At 62.4% G+C, this 20,970-nt stretch carries 14 protein-coding genes; 6 read left to right on the top strand and 8 right to left on the bottom strand.

Translation table 11 applies throughout. The features are described 5' to 3' along the window. The first annotated feature begins 168 nt into the window (after positions 1 to 168). From MB84_RS22820 to MB84_RS22830, 3 genes are all read left to right on the top strand, one after another. Entirely contained in the window at positions 169 to 1,953 is a 1,785-nt protein-coding gene (locus MB84_RS22820) for an ABC transporter ATP-binding protein/permease (RefSeq protein ID WP_046290005.1), read from the top strand. Between the two features lie 296 nt (positions 1,954 to 2,249). Then, complete coding sequence (locus tag MB84_RS22825; protein WP_046293171.1) at positions 2,250 to 2,969, top strand: SDR family NAD(P)-dependent oxidoreductase; 720 nt, start codon at positions 2,250 to 2,252, stop codon at positions 2,967 to 2,969. Between the two features lie 126 nt (positions 2,970 to 3,095). Next, positions 3,096 to 4,355 (top strand): MFS transporter, encoded by a 1,260-nt coding sequence (locus MB84_RS22830; protein ID WP_046290006.1) that lies wholly within the window; start codon positions 3,096 to 3,098, stop codon positions 4,353 to 4,355. Positions 4,356 to 4,520: 165 nt separating this feature from the next. Here the strand turns inward: MB84_RS22830 and MB84_RS22835 are convergent, their stop codons facing one another. The 6 genes from MB84_RS22835 to MB84_RS22860 form a co-directional block, all read right to left on the bottom strand. Then, the gene (locus tag MB84_RS22835; RefSeq protein WP_046290007.1) at positions 4,521 to 5,453 is read right to left on the bottom strand and encodes an SMP-30/gluconolactonase/LRE family protein; all 933 of its coding nucleotides are present in this window, start codon (positions 5,451 to 5,453) and stop codon (positions 4,521 to 4,523) included. Continuing rightward, positions 5,450 to 6,274, bottom strand: coding sequence for an NAD-dependent epimerase/dehydratase family protein (locus tag MB84_RS22840; protein ID WP_046290008.1), 825 nt, complete (start codon positions 6,272 to 6,274; stop codon positions 5,450 to 5,452). The genes MB84_RS22835 and MB84_RS22840 overlap by 4 nt, the downstream gene beginning before the upstream one ends. 112 nt (positions 6,275 to 6,386) lie before the next feature. Further along, complete coding sequence (locus MB84_RS22845; protein WP_065225820.1) at positions 6,387 to 7,727, bottom strand: MFS transporter; 1,341 nt, start codon at positions 7,725 to 7,727, stop codon at positions 6,387 to 6,389. A 480-nt stretch (positions 7,728 to 8,207) separates the two neighbouring features. Continuing rightward, the gene (locus tag MB84_RS22850) at positions 8,208 to 9,674 is read right to left on the bottom strand and encodes a glutamate synthase subunit beta (RefSeq protein WP_046290009.1); all 1,467 of its coding nucleotides are present in this window, start codon (positions 9,672 to 9,674) and stop codon (positions 8,208 to 8,210) included. Positions 9,675 to 9,772: 98 nt separating this feature from the next. Next, the gene (locus MB84_RS22855) at positions 9,773 to 14,506 is read right to left on the bottom strand and encodes a glutamate synthase-related protein (RefSeq protein WP_425415877.1); all 4,734 of its coding nucleotides are present in this window, start codon (positions 14,504 to 14,506) and stop codon (positions 9,773 to 9,775) included. A 390-nt stretch (positions 14,507 to 14,896) separates the two neighbouring features. After that, positions 14,897 to 15,598, bottom strand: coding sequence for an REP-associated tyrosine transposase (locus MB84_RS22860; RefSeq protein WP_046290010.1), 702 nt, complete (start codon positions 15,596 to 15,598; stop codon positions 14,897 to 14,899). Positions 15,599 to 15,796: 198 nt separating this feature from the next. Between MB84_RS22860 and MB84_RS22865 the strand changes: the two genes are divergently transcribed. From MB84_RS22865 to MB84_RS29175, 3 genes are all read left to right on the top strand, one after another. Further along, complete coding sequence (locus MB84_RS22865) at positions 15,797 to 16,645, top strand: OmpW/AlkL family protein (RefSeq protein WP_046290011.1); 849 nt, start codon at positions 15,797 to 15,799, stop codon at positions 16,643 to 16,645. Positions 16,646 to 16,926: 281 nt separating this feature from the next. After that, entirely contained in the window at positions 16,927 to 17,676 is a 750-nt protein-coding gene (locus MB84_RS22870) for an OmpW/AlkL family protein (RefSeq protein WP_046290012.1), read from the top strand. A 295-nt stretch (positions 17,677 to 17,971) separates the two neighbouring features. Further along, positions 17,972 to 18,349, top strand: coding sequence for an ElaB/YgaM/YqjD family protein (locus tag MB84_RS29175; protein ID WP_052652704.1), 378 nt, complete (start codon positions 17,972 to 17,974; stop codon positions 18,347 to 18,349). 155 nt (positions 18,350 to 18,504) lie between these two features. Here MB84_RS29175 and MB84_RS22880 read toward each other — a convergent pair whose 3' ends face one another. Together MB84_RS22880 and aroB are read right to left on the bottom strand one after the other, a co-directional pair. Then, positions 18,505 to 19,641 (bottom strand): deoxyguanosinetriphosphate triphosphohydrolase, encoded by a 1,137-nt coding sequence (locus MB84_RS22880; protein WP_046290013.1) that lies wholly within the window; start codon positions 19,639 to 19,641, stop codon positions 18,505 to 18,507. A gap of 16 nt (positions 19,642 to 19,657) precedes the next feature. Beyond that, positions 19,658 to 20,734, bottom strand: a complete 1,077-nt coding sequence (gene aroB / locus MB84_RS30790) for a 3-dehydroquinate synthase (protein ID WP_046290014.1) — start codon at positions 20,732 to 20,734, stop codon at positions 19,658 to 19,660. Between the last annotated feature and the right edge of the window lie 236 nt (positions 20,735 to 20,970).

A 20,970-nucleotide genomic window follows, 5' to 3' on the forward strand; every position in this document is an offset into this window, starting at 1 on the left:
CCGTGATTCCGGTCGCTTGTAACGGTCCGTAAACTGAAAATCCCCGTCACACGCGGCTCGGGCCTCAAATCGTGCAACGCACCATCGGGAACTGCGGTCAAATGGGCCATATGTGCCAAACGTATAGATAACAACGTTGCCCCACTGCGGCTGCGCCGCCCGACGATCATGGCCAACACGCCGACCCACACGCCCTCCGCCCCGCAGCCCTCGGGCGACACCGCCACACCGCCGCCCAAACCACCCAGCCATCCCACCGCCTGGCAACTGATCCGTCCCTACTGGGTCTCGGAGAAGCGCTGGGAGGGCCGACGCCTGCTCGCGCTCGTGATCGCACTGAACCTGGCCGTTGTGTTCATCAACGTTCGGCTCAACGCGTGGAACGCAGGCTTTTACGACGCCCTAGACAAGCGCAACTGGCCGGTTTTCAAGTCGTCGCTCGTCGAATTTGCGGTGCTGGCATTCAGCTTCATCATCATCGCGACGTTTCGCACTTACTTCCGTCAGATGCTGGAGATCCGCTGGCGTCAGTGGGTGACGGACGCGAACCTCACAAAATGGTTCGCCCATCGCGCCTACTACCGTATCGAGCGCGACCACCTCGCCGACAACCCCGACCAGCGTATTTCCGAAGACATCCGCACGCTCGTCAATTCGTCGCTCGCGCTGTCGCTCGACCTGTTGACGACGCTCGTCTCGCTGTTCTCCTTCATCACGATTCTGTGGACGATCTCGGGTGCGGTGTCCTTCGCGCTGGCAGGAATGAACGTGACGATTCCGGGCTACATGGTGTGGGTAGCCGCGCTGTACGCCATCGTCGGTTCGTTTCTGATCTTCAAGGTCGGTCGCCCCCTTGTGGGTCTCAGCTATCGGCAACAACAGGTCGAAGCCGACTTTCGTTTTCTGCTGGTCCGGCTGCGTGAATCGGCCGAGCAGGTCGCGCTCTATCGGGGCGAAGGCGCGGAGTTGTCGCGTCTGAAGTCGGCGTTCGGTGCGGTGCGCGAGAACTGGTGGCAGATCATGGTTGTGACGAAACGCCTGATCTTCGCGAACTCGATCTACGCGCAGATCGCCATCGTCTTTCCGATCATGGCGGCAGCACCGCGTTACTTCGCAGGCGCGTTCACGCTGGGCGTGCTGATGCGAATCATCGACGCCTTCGGGCAAGTGAGCGACGGTTTTTCCTGGTTCGTGAACAGCTTCTCGACGCTGGCCGACTGGAAGGCGACGATCAACCGTCTGCGCGAATTCACACGCGTCATCGACGCCACGCCGCACCCCGAAGACGGCATCGCCGTGGTGACGGCAAGCGACGTCGCGGCCTACACCGCCGCCGACCTGCGGCTGTCGCTGCCGAACGGCGTGCCGCTCGCGGCTCCCGGTTCGTTCGCCTTCGCCCCCGGATCGCGCTGGCTGGTGCGTGGCCGCTCGGGTTGCGGCAAGAGCACGATGTTGCGCGCACTGGCCGGTCTGTGGCCGTTCGGCAGCGGACGCATCGAAGTCCCCGCCAACGCCCGCGTGTTGTTCCTCTCCCAGCAAAGCTATCTGCCCATCGACACGCTCAAGGCCGCGCTCGCGTTCCCTTCGCCGCCCGACACGTTTACCGACGCCGAGTGCCGCCAAGCCCTGAGCGCCGTGAACCTCGGGCAATACGGCGACGCGTTGCTGACCTCGGCGCATTGGGCACGGCGTTTCTCCGGCGGCGAGCAACAGCGACTGGCGGCCGCGCGCGCGCTGCTGCAAAAGCCCGACTTCCTGTTTCTGGACGAAGCGACGAGCGCGCTCGATGTCGAGACCGAAGAAGCCGTGTACGACGCACTGCACGCGCGGCTGCCGGACACGGCCATCGTCAGTGTGGCCCATCGCGACACGCTGGCCCGCTTCCATCAGCACACGATGACGTTGCACGCGGTGAACGAGATCGAACCGCCTCGGGTCGTCGGCGCAGTGTAGCGACGGCATAGCGACGGCATAGTGACGACTTGATGACGGCGCTGGGGGCGGACACTCTCACGCCGCCCCACGCCATTCCCACCAGGCGACTCATCCACTTTGTTCACTTCGTAAATAATATTGACGCGGCTGTTCCGGCACCGAGGCGGTTTGGCATAATCACGAGCACCCCAGCAGGCAAACATCAGGCAAACTCCGGGCTCATCGTGACTCCTCCAGCTTCCTCGTCCGGCCGGTCGCCGAATTCATCTCAGCGCGACGGATGCACCGTTGTCGTCACCGGCGCCGCTTCCGGCATCGGCGCGGCCATCGCCCGCCGTCTCGCTTCCCCTGACACCCGCTTGTTGTTGCACACACGCGGCGCGTCCGACGCCAGTCAGGCGCGGCTCGCCGAGGTGCGTCGTGCATGCGAAGACGTAGGCGCGCGGTGCGCCACGTGGTGTGGGGACCTGACGCACGCGCAGTCCGCCGCGCGACTCATCGACGCCGCGCATGACGCCTTCGGTCCCGTCGACCAGATCGTGAGCAATGCGGGCTTCGCCACGCGCCAGTCGCTGGCCGACATCGACGACGACGCCTTCGCGCGCACGCTCGCCGCCATGCCCGGTGCATTCGCCGCGTTGTTGCGTCACGCGCTGCCCGATCTCCAACGTTCGTCGCAAGGCAGCGTGGTCGCCGTCAGCTCGTTCGTGGCGCATCGCTTCGCGCCGAACCAACCCGGATTTCCGGCCACAGCCGCCGCCAAGGCGGCCATCGAAGCGTTAGCGAAAAGCGCCGCCGCCGAATACGCCCGCGCGGGGGTGACGATCAATTGCGTCGCGCCCGGCTACACACGCAAGGACAGCGGCCACTCGGCCATCGATCCGGCCGCATGGCAGCGCGCGGCCGACGCCACACCGACCGGACGCCTCTGCGAACCCGACGACATCGCCGCCCTCGCGACCTTCCTGCTCGGCCCGCACGCGCGACAAATCACCGGTCAGGTGATTCATGTCGATGGCGGCCTGACACTCTGATGTAGCCCTGACCACCCGCCGATCACCGGGTCAGACGTGGACCCGACCCTCGATGCCCGGCATCGATACACAACAACCACACGTCGCACACATAACGACAAGCACACGATCCACCGAGGAGTTTTCATGGCGTTTTTTTCCTGGTTCCAAGAACTCAACACGAAGGAGCGCAAGGCCCTGTATGCGGGCTTCAGCGGCTATGCCGTCGACGCGTTCGACTTCATGATCTATTCGTTCCTGATCCCCACGCTCATTGCCGCGTGGGGCATGACGAAGGGCGAGGCGGGCATGATCGCGACCAGCTCGCTCATTTCATCTGCGGTCGGCGGATGGCTCGCGGGCATTCTCGCGGATCGCTACGGCCGCGTGCGCGTGCTGCAATGGACGATTGCCACCTTCTGCCTGTTCACGTTCCTCTCCGGCTTCACGAACTCGTTCTGGCAGTTGCTCGTGACGCGCACGCTGCAAGGCATCGGCTTCGGCGGCGAGTGGACCGTCGTCACGATGATGATGGGCGAGATGATCCGCTCGCCGCAACATCGCGCGAAAGCGGTCGGCACGGTACAAAGCAGCTGGTCGGTCGGCTGGGCGGCCGCCGCGCTGCTGTACTGGTTCTTCTTCGCAGTGCTCGATGAAGGCTACGCATGGCGTGCGTGCTTCTGGATCGGGATTCTGCCTGCGGTGTGGATCGTCTACGTGCGCCGCAACGTGTCGGACCCGGAGATCTTCACGCAAACGCGCCGCAAGATCGCCGAGGGTCAGTTGCAGAGCAACTTCACGCAGATTTTCGCGCCCGAGCATCTGAAGACGACGATCCTCGGCAGTCTGCTGTGCACCGGCATGCTCGGTGGCTATTACGCGATCACGACGTGGCTGCCGACGTATCTGAAGACGGTGCGCGGTCTGTCGGTGTTTAACACGAGCGCCTACCTGATCGTGCTGATCGTCGGATCGTTCGTGGGCTACATCGTCGGAGCGATTCTCTCGGACAAGCTCGGACGCCGTGGCGCGTTCATCTTTTTCGCCGTCGCGTCGTTCGTACTCGGCATGGTGTACACGATGCTGCCGATCACCGACAGCGCGATGCTGCTGCTCGGCTTCCCGCTGGGCATCGTCGTGCAGGGCATTTTCGCGGGCATCGGTGCGTATCTCACGGAGCTGTATCCGAACCACATTCGCGGCTCGGGTCAGGGCTTCTGCTACAACCTCGGGCGCGGCATCGGCTCGTTCTTCCCCATCGCAGTGGGCACACTCGCGCAGACCGGCTCGCTCGTGAAGGCCATCGGGATGGTCGCGGGCGGCGGCTATCTGCTCGTCGTCGTGTGCGCGTTGCTGCTGCCCGAGACGCGCGGCAAGTCGCTCGTCTCGACTGACTTCGTGCATTAACCCACCGTCTGCATGGCAAAACGGGACGCCGGCGCGAACACCACGATCGCCCCGACGTCCCGCCGCCTCACCGGATGGCCGTTGTGTAAGCCAGCCAACCCGGACCCGCTTCAGTGCGCGCCGCTTGTGCACTACTGCGCGGCGTCGCCACCTTCGTACCCCCGCCTACACGCTTCTTACCGGCAGCGCGCCCGAATAGGGCACTTCCGGCAATCCTTGCACACCGCATCGCACGGCGAAGACATGGCCGTCGTGTTCGTTCGCATTCGCGCCGGGGCGAATCGACGTAACGAATAACGTGTCGAAGTCGCGCCCACCGAACGCGCACATCGACGGTTTCGATACCGGCAACACGATCTCGCGGTCCAGCACGCCCACCGGCGTGAAGCGCAGCAGACGGCTGCCATCGTTAGCGCACGTCCAGTAACACCCGTCGGCATCGACGGCCGCACCATCGGGACGCCCCGGATACTGGTTCATGTCGACGAACAGGCGACGGTTGCGGATCGTGCCGCTGTCCGCATCGAAATCGAACGCCCACACGCGACGCACCGTCGGGTGCGAATCGCTCAGATACATCGTTCGGCTGTCCGGCGAAAAGCCGAGGCCGTTCTGCGTGACGAGCCCGTCGACGAGCTGTGCGGACAGTCCGTCCTTTGCATCGAAGCGATAGAGCGAACCCGCGTCGCTTGCGAGCGACATATCCGCCACCATCGTGCCCGCCCAGAAGCGGCCCTGACGGTCGCAACGTCCATCGTTAAAGCGCATGCCCGAAGCAGGAAATTCGGGCGCGGCCAGACGCGTCCACGCCGACGCAGCCACATCGCCCGGCGCGCCCAACTGCACGGCGAACACGCCTGTTTCGCACGCGGCGAGCAACGTGCCCGCTGTGTCGAACGAGAAGCATGCGACCTGCTCGGGGAATGTCCACTGACGGTGTTCGCCATTGGCGGGCGTTACGCGATGCAGTTGCCTTACCGGGATGTCGACCCAGTAGAGCGCCTGTTCATCGGCACGCCATAGCGGGCTTTCGCCGACCGCGTGAGGTGTCTCGCGCGACGGCTCCAGGCGCTCGATGCAGACGCCGTCCCCCGTCATGCCTTGGGCTCCATCGGCCCCATCAGCACGAACGGGCCGCCCTGGAAGCGTTGCGTCCAGTCGTCCATTTGCGGATCGGGCGCTTTGGCCGGGAATAGACCGGCGAACTCGGCCGAGCTGTCCTGGGGACGGAAACCGAGGAACGCCGCCTTGGTGTTGTCGACCCACAGCGTCGGGTTGTCGGACACGCCGTAAACGATCGCGTGACCGACACGATTCGTGAACAGCGAGCAACGCACGAGTTCGATAAAGTCGCGGTAGCTCAGATACGTCACCATCATGCGCGGATTCTTCGGCTGTTCGAACGACGAGCCAATGCGCAGACACACGGTCTCGAGGCCGAAGCGGTCGAAGTAGTAACGCGAGAGGTCTTCACCGAAGCACTTCGAGATGCCGTACATGCCGTCGGGACGATGCGGGGCGTCGACGTCGAGCACTTCCGTCACGGGATGGAAACCGACGGCATGATTCGAACTGGCGTAGATGATGCGCTTCACGCCTTGCTTCTGCGCGGCGCTGTAGACGTTGTACAGACCGAGGATGTTCGCTTGCAGGATGTCGTCGAACGGTGCTTCGACGGACACGCCGCCGAGATGCACCAGCGCATCGACGCCTTCGAGCAGCGCGTGCACGGCCGCACGGTCGGCGAGGTCGACCTGCATCGACTCTTCGTGCGGCGCAGTGTCGGTGATCGGCACGATGTCGCTCACGCGCACGATGTCCGCCCACTCTGCGAGCTTGCCGCGCAGTTGTTTGCCAAGGTTGCCCGCAGCGCCAGTCAGCAGAAGACGGCGGAAGGGTTTGCCGGAAGTCTGGCTCATAGTGATCCTTTTTGCTCCTGATTCATCGGTACAACAAAACCGACCCCGCGCCGCACACCCAAGGGGGGAGTGTGCGGCGCGGCGTACGTTAAATCTTCAGTCGTCTCGCTGGCTAGGCATTCGCGGTCCGGTTCACGTCGACACCTGCACCGTTCCCGCCCTTACGCATCTGCGCCTGCACCGGCGACGGCGTGGCCGTGCCCGTGATATGCGGCTTGACCACCGTCCACAGAATCACCGCGCCGATCAGATCGCCCAGCCCCAGTGCCACGAAGAACGGCGCGTAGCCGACTGCCGTCACAAACGTGCCGATCACCAGCGTGAAGAGCAGGTTGCCGATCCCGGCGGACAGCCCCGCCAGACCGGTGACCGTCGCCACTTCGTTGCGCTGGAACAGGTCGGCCGACATCGAGATCACGGTGACGGAGAGCGTCTGGTGCGCGAAGCCGCCGAGGCACAGCAGGAAGATCGCCGTCATCGGGTCTTTCACGAAGCCCACGCCGCACATCGCCGTCATGATGATCGCGCCGATGGTAAACACGACGCGCTTGCCGTTGAAGATCGTAATCTTGAAGTGCTTGTTCAGCCACACCGACACCGTGCCGCCCATCAGGCACCCGATATCGGCCGCGACGAACGGCAACCACGCGGTCGCGGCAATCGTCTTCAGATCGAAACCGCGCGCCTGATTGAGGTACAGCGGCATCCAGAACACGATCGTGCCCCACACCGGATCGGCGAAGAAGCGCGGCAGCGCGATGCCCCAGAAGTTGCGCTGACGCAGGATCGAACCGAGGTTCGGCTTGCGGGCATCGGCGGCGGCATCGACCACGCGGCCTTCATTGATGTAGTCGGACTCGGCCTGCGAGAGCGCCGGGTGATCCGTCGGGTGACGATAGAACGCGAACCACAGCACGCCCCACACGAGACCGAGTGCACCGGCAATGACGAATGCCGTCTCCCAGTTGTAGCGCAGGATCGACCACGCGATCAGCGGCGGTGCGAGGATCGCGCCGATGGACGTGCCGATGTTGAAGATACCGGCGGCGAGCGCGCGCTCCTTCGACGGGAACCAGAACGCGGCGGCACGCATGCCCGCCGGGATGAACGACGCTTCGGCCAGACCCAGCAGACCGCGCAGCACGAACAGACCCACCCAGCCGTCGGCCAGACCATGCAGCATGCAAACCACCGACCACATCACGCCGCACAACAGGAAGCCCAGACGCAGACCGATACGGTCCATCAGATAACCGGTGATGGGGGCGCCGATCGGATACAGCACAAGGAACGCGCCCGTGATCCAGCCGTACTGCTGGGTCGTGATGTGGAGATCCTTCATCACCGTGGGGGCGGCGACGGCAAGCGAGCTACGTGCGAGGTAGTTCATGACGGTGCCGAGCGTCAGCAGTCCGATCATCCACCAGCGCAGGCCTTTGATCTTCAGTGCCATGATGGTTGTCTCTCTTTCGTGGATATTTTTATGGCAAGCATCGCGCTTGCTTGGAGAGGCATCCTACGTCAGAAGATGTACGATGACAATGAAAGATTACGCGGTTTACGGATAATCCCTAGTCTTTCAGCGGATTCACCATCGCGCCGCTAAAAGCCTTATCAATACTGAAGTTTGCACATGTTGGGAGAGTTATCTCACATGTGAATGCGACGAAATGACGTCTTGTTGTATGACGTCTTATATTTAGCGATCTACAGAATTTAGAGGATCCGCGGGGTGGCGACGCACGGCGGGCGACACGGGAGGAACAGGCAAGAAAAAACCGCCCGGACGTTTCCATCCGGACGGCTTCTTCACAGTGACGCAGATGCCTACCTCCGCGCCCCTCCTCTCAAATCACAACCACCCCGTATTTGTGGTTTTGGCAGGCACAAACCGTACGCACCCGAAGGTGCGCATGTCCAACTTAGCCAGACCTTAGCGCGGCAGTTCCGAATGGCCCATCAGGAACTCGTCCACGGCACGGGCGCATTGACGGCCTTCGCGAATCGCCCACACCACCAGCGACTGACCGCGACGCACGTCGCCGGCCGCGAACACCTTCGGCAGGTTCGTCGTGTAGGCACGCTCGCCTTCGGTCGAGGCACGCACGTTGCCGCGCGCATCCTTGTCCACGCCGAACGCGTCGAGCACCGTTTGCAGCGGCGAGACGAAGCCCATCGCGAGCAGCACGAGGTCGGCCTTCAGCTCGAACTCGGAACCCGGCACTTCCTGCATCTTGCCGTCCTTCCATTCGAGACGCACGGCGATCAGCTTTTCGACCTTGCCGTTCTTGCCTTCGAAGCGCTTCGTGGCCACCGACCAGTCGCGCTCGCAGCCCTCTTCGTGGCTCGACGACGTGCGCAGCTTGGTCGGCCAGTACGGCCACACCATCGGCTTGTTTTCCTGCTCCGGCGGCTGCGGCAGCAGTTCGAACTGCGTGACCGCCTTCGCGCCGTGACGGTTCGACGTGCCCACGCAATCGGATCCGGTGTCGCCACCGCCGATCACGATCACGTGCTTGCCCGTCGCCAGCATCTGGTTCGCCAGCTTGTCGCCCGCGTTGACCTTGTTTTGCTGCGGCAGGAATTCCATCGCGTAATGGATGCCTTCGAGCTCACGGCCCGGCACCGGCAAGTCGCGCGGCTGTTCCGCACCGCCTGCGATGACCACGGCGTCGAACTGCGCCTGCAACTGGTCCGGTGTGATCGTCTCTTTCGAGAAGTTGTTGATGTGCGCGTCGGGGGCATCTTTGCCCACGTAGACGCCGGTGCGGAACGTCACGCCTTCGGCTTCCATCTGGCGCATGCGGCGGTCGATCAGCCACTTCTCCAGCTTGAAGTCGGGAATGCCGTAACGCAGCAGGCCGCCCACGCAATCGTTCTTCTCGAACACGGTGACGTCGTGGCCGACGCGCGCGAGTTGCTGCGCGACCGCCATGCCGGCGGGACCGGAGCCGACGACGGCGACCGTCTTGCCGGTCTTGTGCTTGGCCGGTTGCGGCTCGACCCAGCCTTCGCTCCAGGCCTTGTCGATGATCGCGTGCTCGATCGACTTGATGCCCACGGCGTCGCTGTTGATGTTCAGCGTGCAGGCCGCTTCACACGGCGCGGGGCAGATACGTCCCGTGAATTCCGGGAAGTTGTTGGTCGAGTGCAGGACCGAGATGGCCGACTTCCAGTCCTGGCGATACACCAGATCGTTGAAGTCGGGAATGATGTTGTTGACCGGGCAACCGTTGTTGCAGAACGGAATGCCGCAGTCCATGCAGCGTGCGCCCTGCACCTTTGCCTGATCGTCGGAGAGCGCGAGTACGAACTCCTTGTAGTGCTTCACGCGTGCCAGCGGTGCTTCGTAAGACTCGCTCTGGCGCTCGAATTCGAGAAAACCTGTGACCTTGCCCATGTTTCTTCAGTCGGAAAGTTTTGTGGTTACCGTGCCTCACCCGCGCGCGGCACGCCTGCGGGGCCCTCACCCCGCGCGGCGTGACCGCGCCAGCGGGTTCAGGCCGCCAGTGCTTGTTTGTCGCCCGCCTTGGCCATTTCGCCCAACGCGCGTTTGTATTCGTTCGGGAACACCTTCACGAACTTGCGGCGTGCGCCGTCCCAGTCTTCGAGCAGCGCCTTCGCACGCGTAGAGCCCGTGTACTGGAAGTGACGCTCGATGAGCTCGCGCAGCTGTGCCTCGTCCGTCTGGCCGCGATGCCACAGACCCTGGCTCACCGTACGCTCCTGCTCGCCGTGCGGCAGCACCGGATCGAGCGCGACCATCGCCGTGTTGCACTTGGCGGCGAACGTGCCGTCAGCGTCGTACACGTAAGCCACACCACCCGACATACCTGCCGAGAAGTTACGGCCGGTCTCGCCCAGCACGACCACCGTGCCGCCCGTCATGTATTCGCAACCATGGTCGCCCGTGCCTTCCACGACCGCCGTTGCGCCCGAGTTACGCACGCAGAAACGCTCGCCGGCCACGCCGTTGAAGAACGCTTCGCCTTCGATGGCGCCGATCATCACGGTGTTGCCCACGATGATGTTGTCTTCGGCATTGCCACGGAAGTCGTTGGTCGGACGCACGATGATGCGACCGCCCGACAGACCCTTGCCGACGTAGTCGTTACCGTCGCCCACGAGGTCCAGCGTGATGCCGCGTGCGAGGAACGCGCCGAAGCTCTGCCCCGCCGTGCCCTTGAGCTGCACGTGGATCGTGTCTTGCGGCAGCCCTTCGTGACCGTAGCGCTTGGCCACTTCGCCCGAGAGCATCGCGCCGACCGTACGGTTACGGTTACGCACCGGCTGGATGAACGAGACGTGCTCGCCCTTCTCCAGCGCCGGCATTGCCTTCTCGATCAGTGCGTGATCGAGTGCACCGGCCAGACCGTGGTCCTGCGTCTCGACGTGCAGACGCGGAACGTCGGCTTCCATTTCCGGCAGGTGGAAGATGCGGCTGAAATCGAGACCCTTCGCCTTCCAGTGTTCGACACCCGACTTGGTGTTGAGCAGATCGGCGCGACCGATCAGGTCGTCGAACTTCGCGATGCCCAGTTGCGCCATGATCTCGCGCACTTCCTCGGCCACGAAGAAGAAGTAATTGACGACGTGCTCCGGCTTGCCCTGGAATTTCTTGCGCAGCACCGGATCTTGCGTCGCGACGCCGACCGGGCAGGTGTTCAGATGGCACTTGCGCATCATGATGCAGCCCTCGACGACGAGCGGTGCCGTCGCGAAGCCGAATTCGTCTGCGCCGAGCAGCGCACCGATCACCACGTCGCGACCGGTCTTCATCTGACCGTCGGCCTGCACGCGGATACGACCACGCAGGCGGTTGAGCACCAGCGTCTGTTGCGTCTCGGCCAGGCCCAGTTCCCATGGCGTGCCGGCGTACTTCACCGACGAGAGCGGCGATGCCCCCGTACCACCGTCGTGACCGGCGATCACCACGTGATCGGCCTTGGCCTTCGCGACACCGGCCGCCACCGTGCCCACGCCGACTTCCGACACGAGCTTCACCGAGATCGACGACGACGCGTTCACGTTCTTCAGATCGTGAATGAGCTGTGCCAGATCTTCGATCGAGTAGATGTCGTGGTGCGGCGGCGGCGAGATCAGACCCACGCCCGGCACCGAGTAGCGCAGCTTGCCGATGTACTCGGTCACCTTGTGACCCGGCAACTGACCGCCTTCGCCCGGCTTCGCGCCCTGCGCCATCTTGATCTGGATCTGATCGGCGGAGACCAGATAGTCCGCCGTCACGCCGAAGCGGCCCGAGGCGACTTGCTTGATCTTCGAGCGCAGCGAGTCGCCGTCTTGCAGTTCGATGTCCGTCTCGATGACGTCGTGACCCACGATCGAGGCGAGCGATTCGCCCTTCTTGATCGGAATGCCCTTGAGTTCGTTGCGATAGCGACGCGGGTCTTCGCCGCCTTCACCCGTGTTCGACTTGCCGCCGATACGGTTCATGGCGACGGCCAGCGTAGCGTGCGCTTCGGTCGAGATCGAACCGAGCGACATGGCGCCCGTAGCGAAACGCTTGACGATGTCCTTCGCCGATTCCACCTGGTCGAGCGGGATCGCGCGCTGCGGATCGACGCGGAACTCGAACAGACCGCGCAGCGTCATGTGGCGCTTGCTCTGGTCGTTGATGAGGTTCGCGTATTCCTTGTACGTCTGGTACGAGTTCGAGCGGGTCGAGTGCTGGAGCTTGGCGATGGCGTCCGGCGACCACATGTGGTCTTCGCCGCGAATGCGGAATGCGTATTCGCCGCCGGCGTCGAGCATGTTCGAGAGCACCGGGTTGTCGCCGAACGCATCGCGATGCAGACGCACCGCTTCCTCGGCCACTTCGAAGATGCCGATACCGCCGACGTTCGACGCCGTGCCCTGGAAGTACTTCTGAATCAGTTCCTGCGACAGACCGATCGCTTCGAAAATCTGAGCGCCCGTGTACGACATGTACGTCGAGATGCCCATCTTCGACATGACCTTGTGCAGGCCCTTGCCGACGGCCTTCACGAAGTGCTTGATGGCCTTCTCGGGCGTCAGGTCGCCGCCTTGCTTGCGAGCGATCTGTGCGAGCGTTTCCATCGCGAGGTACGGGTGAACGGCTTCTGCGCCGTAGCCTGCGAGCAGTGCGAAGTGGTGCACTTCACGCGCCGAACCCGTTTCGACCACGAGGCCCGTGCTCGTACGCAGACCCTGTGCCACCAGATGCTGGTGCACGGCCGACGTGGCGAGCAGCGCGGGAATGGCGACCTGTTCGCGGTTCGTCAGACGGTCCGAGACGATGAGGATGTTGTAGCCCGACTTCACGGCGTCGACCGCTTCCGCGCACAGCGAGGCGAGGCGCGCTTCGATACCTTCCTTGCCCCAGGCAACCGGGTAGCAGATGTTCAACTCGTACGAGCGGAATTTGCCGCCGGTGTACTTGTCGATGTGACGGATCTTCGAAATTTCCTTGAAGTCCAGCACCGGCTGCGACACTTCGAGACGCATCGGCGGGTTGATGTTGTTCGTGTCGAGCAGGTTCGGCTTCGGGCCGATGAACGACACCAGCGACATCACCATGTTTTCGCGGATCGGGTCGATCGGCGGGTTCGTCACCTGCGCGAACAGCTGACGGAAGTAGTGATAGAGCGTCTTGTTCTTGTTGCTCATGACCGCGAGCGGGCTGTCGTTGCCCATCGAGCCCACGGCTTCTTCGCCATTGATCGCCATCGGCGTCATCAGCAGCTTCACTTCTTCCTGCGTGTAACCGAACGCCTGTTGCAGATCGAGCAGCGGCGTAGCCGTGTCGTGATGCACGCCGGCTTCCTCGACCTTCGGCTCGATCTCGTCGAGCTTGATGCGCACGGCGTCGATCCAGCTTTTGTACGGCTTCGCGTTGGCGAGGTTGTCCTTGAGTTCCTTGTCATCGATGATGCGGCCCTGATCCATATCGATCAGGAACATCTTGCCCGGCTGCAGACGCCACTTCTTGACGATCTTCGATTCGGGGATCGGCAGCACGCCCGATTCCGAGGCCAGGATGACGACGTCGTCGTCCGTGATCACGAAACGCGCCGGACGCAGACCGTTACGGTCGAGCGTCGCGCCGATCTGACGACCGTCGGTGAACGCGATGGCGGCGGGGCCGTCCCACGGCTCCATCATCGCTGCGTGGTACTCGTAGAACGCGCGGCGGTTCTCGTCCATCAGCGTGTGCTGTTCCCAGGCTTCCGGGATCATCATCATCACGGCGTGGGCGAGCGGGTAGCCGGCCATCGTGAGCATTTCGAGGCAGTTGTCGAACGATGCCGTGTCCGACTGGCCCGGGTAGATCAGCGGCCACAGCTTTTGCAGATCGTTGCCGAGCACGGCGGACGAGATCGCACCCGTGCGGGCGTTGATCCAGTTGACGTTGCCCTTCACGGTGTTGATTTCACCGTTGTGCGCGACCATGCGGTACGGGTGCGCCAGTTCCCATGCGGGGAACGTATTCGTCGAGAAACGCTGGTGAACGAGGGCGAGTGCCGAGACGGTGCGCGGGTCGGACAGGTCGCGGTAGTAGCGGCCGACCTGATCGCACAGCAGCAAGCCCTTGTAGACGATCGTGCGCGCCGACATCGACGGCACGAAGTATTCCTTGCCGTGCTTGAGCTTGAGCGCCTGAATGCGGTGGCTGGCGGTCTTGCGGATGACGTACAGCTTACGCTCGAGGGCGTCCGTCACCATGATGTCCTGACCACGGCCGATGAAGATCTGGCGGATGATCGGCTCGGTGGCCTTCACGTTGGGCGACATCGGCATGTCGCGATCGATCGCGACATCGCGCCAGCCCAGCACGACCTGACCTTCCGCCTTCACGGTGCGCTCGAGTTCCTGTTCGCAGGCCAGGCGCGATGCATGTTCCTTCGGCAGGAAGATCATGCCGACGCCGTACTCGCCAGCCGGCGGCAACGTCACGCCTTGCTTGGCCATCTCTTCGCGATAGAACTGGTCGGGAATCTGGAGCAGGATGCCCGCGCCGTCGCCCATCAACGGGTCGGCGCCCACGGCACCCCGGTGATCCAGATTTTCGAGAATCTTCAGACCCTGTTCGACGATGGCGTGGCTCTTCACGCCCTTGATGTGTGCCACGAAGCCAACGCCGCAGGCATCGTGTTCGTTGGCCGGGTCGTACATGCCCTGTGCGTCCGGCGCCAAGTACGCCTCACCCGGCAGCGCTGCTGCCGTCGCAATCGGTTGCTGTTTCTTTTCCACGAGTTACACCGTCTCTTGGCGAGGCCGCCGCGCGCATGATCGTCGCGGTCGACCGGGTTAAGTGGGGTTGGCCGGGCGGGCCAGCACTGCGGATTCGCACGCGTCGAGGTCATCCTCGGGCGTCGCCACAGGGCGCCGACTCAGCGCGCACGGTTTTCCGCATCGCACCAATCGGCCGAAGTTGGAATATACGCCATGAAATTCACAATGACAAAAGAATTTAACGGGGTCAGATTCCAATTAAAAACCGCACCAAAAGAAGGCTTGATTTTATTGGGGTCAGATTAATTTCGTGCAACGAAGATTTGACAGAAAAATCCGTAATTTCAAACGCTTGTCGAGCTTATTGGGGAGAGCGACAAGCCGGAACCGGCCTGTCGGAGGCTTGCATCAGAGGGCGTTGGCTGCCGGTTTACGGGGACGCCCGCGCGTGAGCGGGCTCACCCGGCGATTCGCGGCGAGCGACATTCTCGCCTGATATTCGGGACCGCCGAGGAGCCATCCCTTCTGCGTCGCTGTACGCAGTGCGTCGACTTCGTGCGCCGGCAGCGGAATCGAGAACCCCTCCGCGTAAGCGCGCTGACGCTCGAACGGCGTGTTGCCCAACTCCCAATAGAGCGCGTGGTCCGTCACGAGACTGTCGACCGTCAGACCGACGTGATGGTTGTAACTCGACCACAGGTAATTACCCGGGGCGTCGACCAGACCGGCACGAACGGGATTGAGCTCGACATAGCGGCTGGCGAGTAACAGATAGTGCTCCGCCTCGATCACCGTGGCGCGATATCGGCCCTCCCACAACGTGCCCGTGCGCTGATGGCGCCGGTTGAAATAGAGCACGTAGTAGCGGCCGACCGCCTGCAACGTGGTGGGCAGGCTGCGCTCGTCGGCGGGTGTAGCGACCAGATGCAGATGGTTCGGCATCATGCACCAGGCGTGGATGGCCAGGCCGTTGGCACGTGCGGCGTCGCGCAGACGGTCGTGGAACACGCGCCGGTCCTCGTCGTCGACGAAGATCGGCTGCCGGTTATTGCCCCGCAGAATCACGTGCTGCGGCTGACGCGGAATGAAGAGTCTCGGTAATCGGGCCATGCTGATTCAAATGTAATGCTTTAAAGCTGGACATCACGATTTGCGAGAGACTTTCACCATGAAAAATCTCTTTAAATACTGATATCTAGCTAAACCCCGTTGATTCGTACAAAAGTTCTAGATCCGACGATTGCGCACCGAAATCCCAAGCGCATAATGCATCGAAAAATAAATAAATAATCTTGGGAGGAAAGACAAATGACAACTCGGACCTATCGGTCCGCGGCGTGCTTATGCGCGCTCGGACTCGGCATTTCCCTGGCGTCCACCAGCGCCAGTGCACAACAAGCAGGCGATAACGTCGTCAACCTCGGCTGGTTCCACATCGCCCCGCAGGACTCCAGCAAACCGATGACCACCAGCGTCACTCAGGAGGGCCTCACACCTACACTGGTGCCATCGAACTTTACTTCACCCGGCAGCGGCGCGAAGGTCAGCAACGCCGACACGCTCGGGCTCGTCATCACGCACTTCTTTTCCGACAACATCGCCCTGCAGACCGTGGCCGGCGTGCCGGCCAAGTTCAAGCTCACCGGACAAGGCGTGATTGCGCCACCGGGACTGGCCGGTGCGCTCACGAGTATCGACCTCGGCGCGGCACAAAACAACCCGATCGTGCAAAGTGTGCGCCAGTGGAGCCCAGCGCTCGTGCTGCAGTACTACTTTGGTCAAGCCAATTCGACGTGGCGCCCTTTTCTGGGTGTCGGCGTGAGTTATACATTCTTCACGAACGTCAATCTCAATCCGAATTTTGAAGCGGCGCTAAATCAGAATTTCGGCAGTGTGCTGGCTTTTACTTCCGGACATAACGGGCCGACGACGGTCGAAGCCAAATCGTCGGCGTCGTGGCAACCGGTTTTCAACGCCGGTGTTTCTTATGCATTCGACAAGCACTGGGTCGCCGGGGCGTCGGTCTCCTACCTGCCACTCAAAACCACTGCGAACATCAAAATCAAGGCGCAGGACGGAACGGTACTCTCGTCGTCCGACGCCGAAATCAAGCTCAACCCGATTGTGACCTTCGTATCGGTCGGCTACAAGTTCTAAACCCAGCAGGCGGGACGCTAATTGCGTTCCGACAGTTGCGGCCAGAATATCGGACTCCGCAGTTATTTCCGAAAGCGTGCCAGACGTATAAGGGCGCGCTTTTCTTTCGTCCAGCGCTTTTTCCTAGGGGCATTCCATAGGTCGATGCGTGGATACAACACCTTTAGAGCGACACCTCCAGAGTCGCGCTATCCGCGAATTTCCACGGTCGGCATAATGGCCCTGAATTTCATTTAACGAAATTCTCGACAATAAAGAATCTTGAGCAGGAGACGAAATCGATGAAGTTGAAGCATTTGACGATTGCTGCCGCGGCTATGCTGACGGCATCGGGGGCCGCCTTCGCACAGCAAGCCGGGGATACGATGGTCAGCGCAGGCTGGTTCCATCTCTCGCCCCAGGTTTCGAGTGATCCGCTGCACGTGACCGGATCGAACGTCCCGGGACTGGCCAATGTGGTGAACAGCCGTCTGGGCAACACGGGTGCCAATGTCGATGACGCCGACACGCTCGGCCTCACGCTGACCCACTTCTTCACCGACAACATCGCCGTCGAAGGCGTGTTCGGCGTGCCGCCCAAGTTCCGCCTGTATGGCACGGGCAGCCTGGCGCTGCCGGGCGGAGGCTCGCTGGCTTCGGCCAAGCAGTGGAGCCCGGCCATCTTGCTGAAGTACTACTTCGGTAAGGCGGGTGATACATGGCGTCCGTTCCTCGGTATCGGCGCGAGCTACTTCTGGTACTCGAACATCGAACTGACGCCGGGCTTCCAGCAACTGGCCAGCGCAAGCCTGACCGGCGGCGCGGGTGGCAACACCACCGCATCGCTCACCAACTCGTGGGCACCGGTGTTCAACGCAGGTCTGAACTGGAACGTCGACAAGCACTGGACGCTGGCATTCTCGGTGTCGTACATCCCGGTGAGCACGACGGCCAAGCTGACGACGACGCGCGGTCCGATCACGACGACCAGCGAAGCGAAGGTCAAGCTGAACCCGGTCGTGACGTTCCTGTCGCTCGGCTACCGCTTCTAAGTCGCCGCACGACGCAAGTTGCGTCAACTCGCATCAAGTTGTACCGAAAACGCCGCCCTGTGCGGCGTTTTCGCATTTCCGGGCGCGATAGCCACCATCTCGGCGCATGTCGGCGTATTCCGACATTATCTTCAGCCAACACGCCGCAACTTTCTTTTTTTCAAAACTGTCTGTCCAGGTGTACGCACGCAAGTGGGCGGGCCATAATGGCCGCTCGCCTCAGGGTTCCACCGACGTTCGTCCTCCCGGGCTTACCGGACGTCGCATTTCAATACCACCTCTTGGGAGTCTGAAAATGGGAATTGCCTCGAAAGCGGAAACGGCACTCAACAGCAGCCTGGAAGACGCACGCTTTGCCGGTCGTCGTACGGCGCGCGCTGCGCGGTTGGCAAGCGGCGATGTGTCGTCGCGAGTCCGCGATCTGCTCGACGATTTGGACCACGCGCTATCCAACGCCAAGTCGGCGTCGGATGTCGAAGCGCTTCGTGCGGAGATCGGCGACAAGCTGCGTCAGGCGCGCGACGACTTCGGCGATGCACGTGCGAATCTGCGCCGTCGCGCCAATGAAGTCTGGGAAGAGGCCGATGGCTACGTACACGAGCGCCCGTGGCAGACCGTTGGTACGGTGGCCGCAGCAGCTCTGGTGCTCGGCTTTATCCTCGGTCGCAGCTGATTCCGATGGTTGCGCGGTAGCGGCGCGGTACGAAAACAGCCGGCAAATGCCGGCTGTTTTTTTGTGCTTTGCTCCCGTCCCTCGGCGCCTCGCCACATCATCGCCTCGTCGCCCACCTCGTAACCGAAACCTTACGAACCTCCGACATCCGAGGCTCAAAGCGTCGGTTCGACGCTGAAAAGTCTGCGGTATTCCTTGATCGCGTAGCGGTCGGTCATACCGGCCACATAGTGGGCAATCCAGCGCGGCTGATCTTCCGGATTCTCCGGGCGGTAGTTCGGCGGCAACAGGCGCGGTTCGGAAATGAAGGCTTCGAACAACTCCTGCACGATGCGCTGCGCCTTCGCAGCCATTCGCATCACGAGATAGTGTCGGTAAAGGTTGTCGAACAGGAACCGCTTGAGACTTCCCGCCTGTTCGCGCATCTCGGCACTGAATGCGACGAGCGGCCCCGACGCACGCACGTCATCCATGGAGAACGGTGAGGCGTCGGCCACGCGTTGACGCGTTGTCGCAATCAGATCGACGATCAGCGCGTTGATGATGCGTCGCGTCGTTTCATGCACCAGACGGCGACCGGAGATGTCCGGCCAGGCGAGCTTGGCTTCCGTGCAGTAACGGTGCCAGAGCGGCACCTGATCGAGTTGTTCGAGCGTGAGCAGACCGGATCGCACACCGTCGTCGATGTCGTGGTTGTTATAGGCGATCTCGTCGGCCAGATTCGCGATCTGCGCTTCGATGCCAGGCTGAAGCCCCTTGAGAAAGCGCTCGCCCAGTTCGCCCAGCCCGCGCGCGTTGGCTCGCGAGCAGTGCTTCAGAATGCCTTCGCGCGTCTCGAAGCAGAGGTTCAATCCATTAAAGCCGCCGTAGTGCTCTTCGAGTTCATCGACAACGATGAGACTCTGCAAGTTGTGCTCGAACCCGCCGTAGTCCTGCATGCAGACATTCAACGCGTCCTGCCCCGCATGACCGAACGGTGTATGGCCGAGATCGTGCGCCAACGCGACCGCTTCGACAAGATCCTCGTTGACGCGCAGATTTCGCGCGATCGACCGTCCGATCTGCGCGACTTCGAGACTGTGCGTGAGACGAGTGCGGAACAGATCGCCTTCGTGATTCACGAAGACCTGTGTCTTGTATTCGAGACGCCGAAAGGCCGTCGAGTGGATGATGCGGTCCCGGTCGCGCTGGAACTCGGTGCGTGTCGTGGGGGCGCTTTCCGCGAAGCGACGGCCACGTGATGCGGTGGAGCGCGCCGCGTAGGGAGCAAGCGACGCTTCGTAATCGATCATCGCCAGCCTTCCTGTCTCAGACGTTAGCGCGCAGCGTGGCGCGGAGTTCGGCGTCGGGCACGCTCGTCATGAACGCCTGCCCCAACCGGTTGAGCAGCACAAAGCGGATATCGCCGCCTTCTGCCTTCTTGTCGACGCGCATCAGATCGATATACCGGTCCTCGCCGAGGTCCGGCCCCGTCACGGGCAGCTTGGCCGCTGCGACCAGTGCCTTGATTCGTTGCACCATCGTCTCGTCGATAAAGCCAAGACGGGCCGACAAATCCGCCCCCATCACCATGCCGCAGCCCACGGCCTCCCCGTGCAGCCATTCGCCGTAGCCCAGGCCGGATTCGATCGCGTGACCGAACGTGTGACCGAAGTTGAGTGTGGCGCGCAGCCCCTGCTCGCGTTCGTCGCTGGCCACGACCTGCGCCTTGATTTCGCAAGAGCGTTGCACGGCATACGTCAGCGCCGCCGTATCGCGACCGTTCAGGGCATCGATATTGGCTTCGATCCAGTCGAAGTACTTCTCGTCCGCAATCGCGCCGTGCTTGATCACTTCGGCCATACCCGCCGCCAGCTCACGATCCGGCAACGTCGACAGCGTGCCGATATCGGCCAGCACGGCGCTCGGCTGCCAGAAGGCACCGATCATGTTCTTACCGAGCGGGTGATTGATACCCGTCTTGCCGCCGACCGAAGAGTCAACCTGCGAAAGCAATGTAGTCGGCACCTGCACGAAGGGCACGCCGCGCATATAACACGCGGCGGCGAACCCGGTCATGTCACCGACCACGCCGCCGCCCAGTGCGATCAGCGTGGCCTTGCGGTCCGCTTGCGCGCCAAGCAGTTCGTCGAAGATCAGGTTGAGCGTCTGCCAGTTCTTGTAGGCCTCGCCATCGGGCAGCACCGCCTTTACTACGCGCTTCCCGAGACGTTGCAATGTCGCTGCGACCCGTTCCGCATAAAGCGGATCGACGGTCGTGTTCGTCACGATCACGGCATGCGTGCCGCGCACGTGCGGCGCAAACAGCGCGTCCTGCGTCAGCAGATCGGTGCCGATGTGAATAGGATAGGCGCGCTCGCCAAGGTCGAGTTTCAGAGTAATCATGCCGCTTGTTGGCTTGTTTTCATGTTCTGCGAAATCGGGCAGTGCGGTCCGTGCGGGCCACTATCAGCGAGGGAAGGTATCACGCTCAGGCGTCACAGGCGCTGTCGATATCGACTCGCCGGTGTCCACGGCATGCGTCGCGCCGACATCATCCGGACGCAGCTGTTCCGCTTCGGCATCGCCATGCGCGCTCTGCGAGCCGTCTGTCGCATTCGCTGCATCCGTCGCATCCGAAG

It is taken from the genome of Pandoraea oxalativorans (assembly GCF_000972785.3).
GTDB lineage: Bacteria > Pseudomonadota > Gammaproteobacteria > Burkholderiales > Burkholderiaceae > Pandoraea > Pandoraea oxalativorans.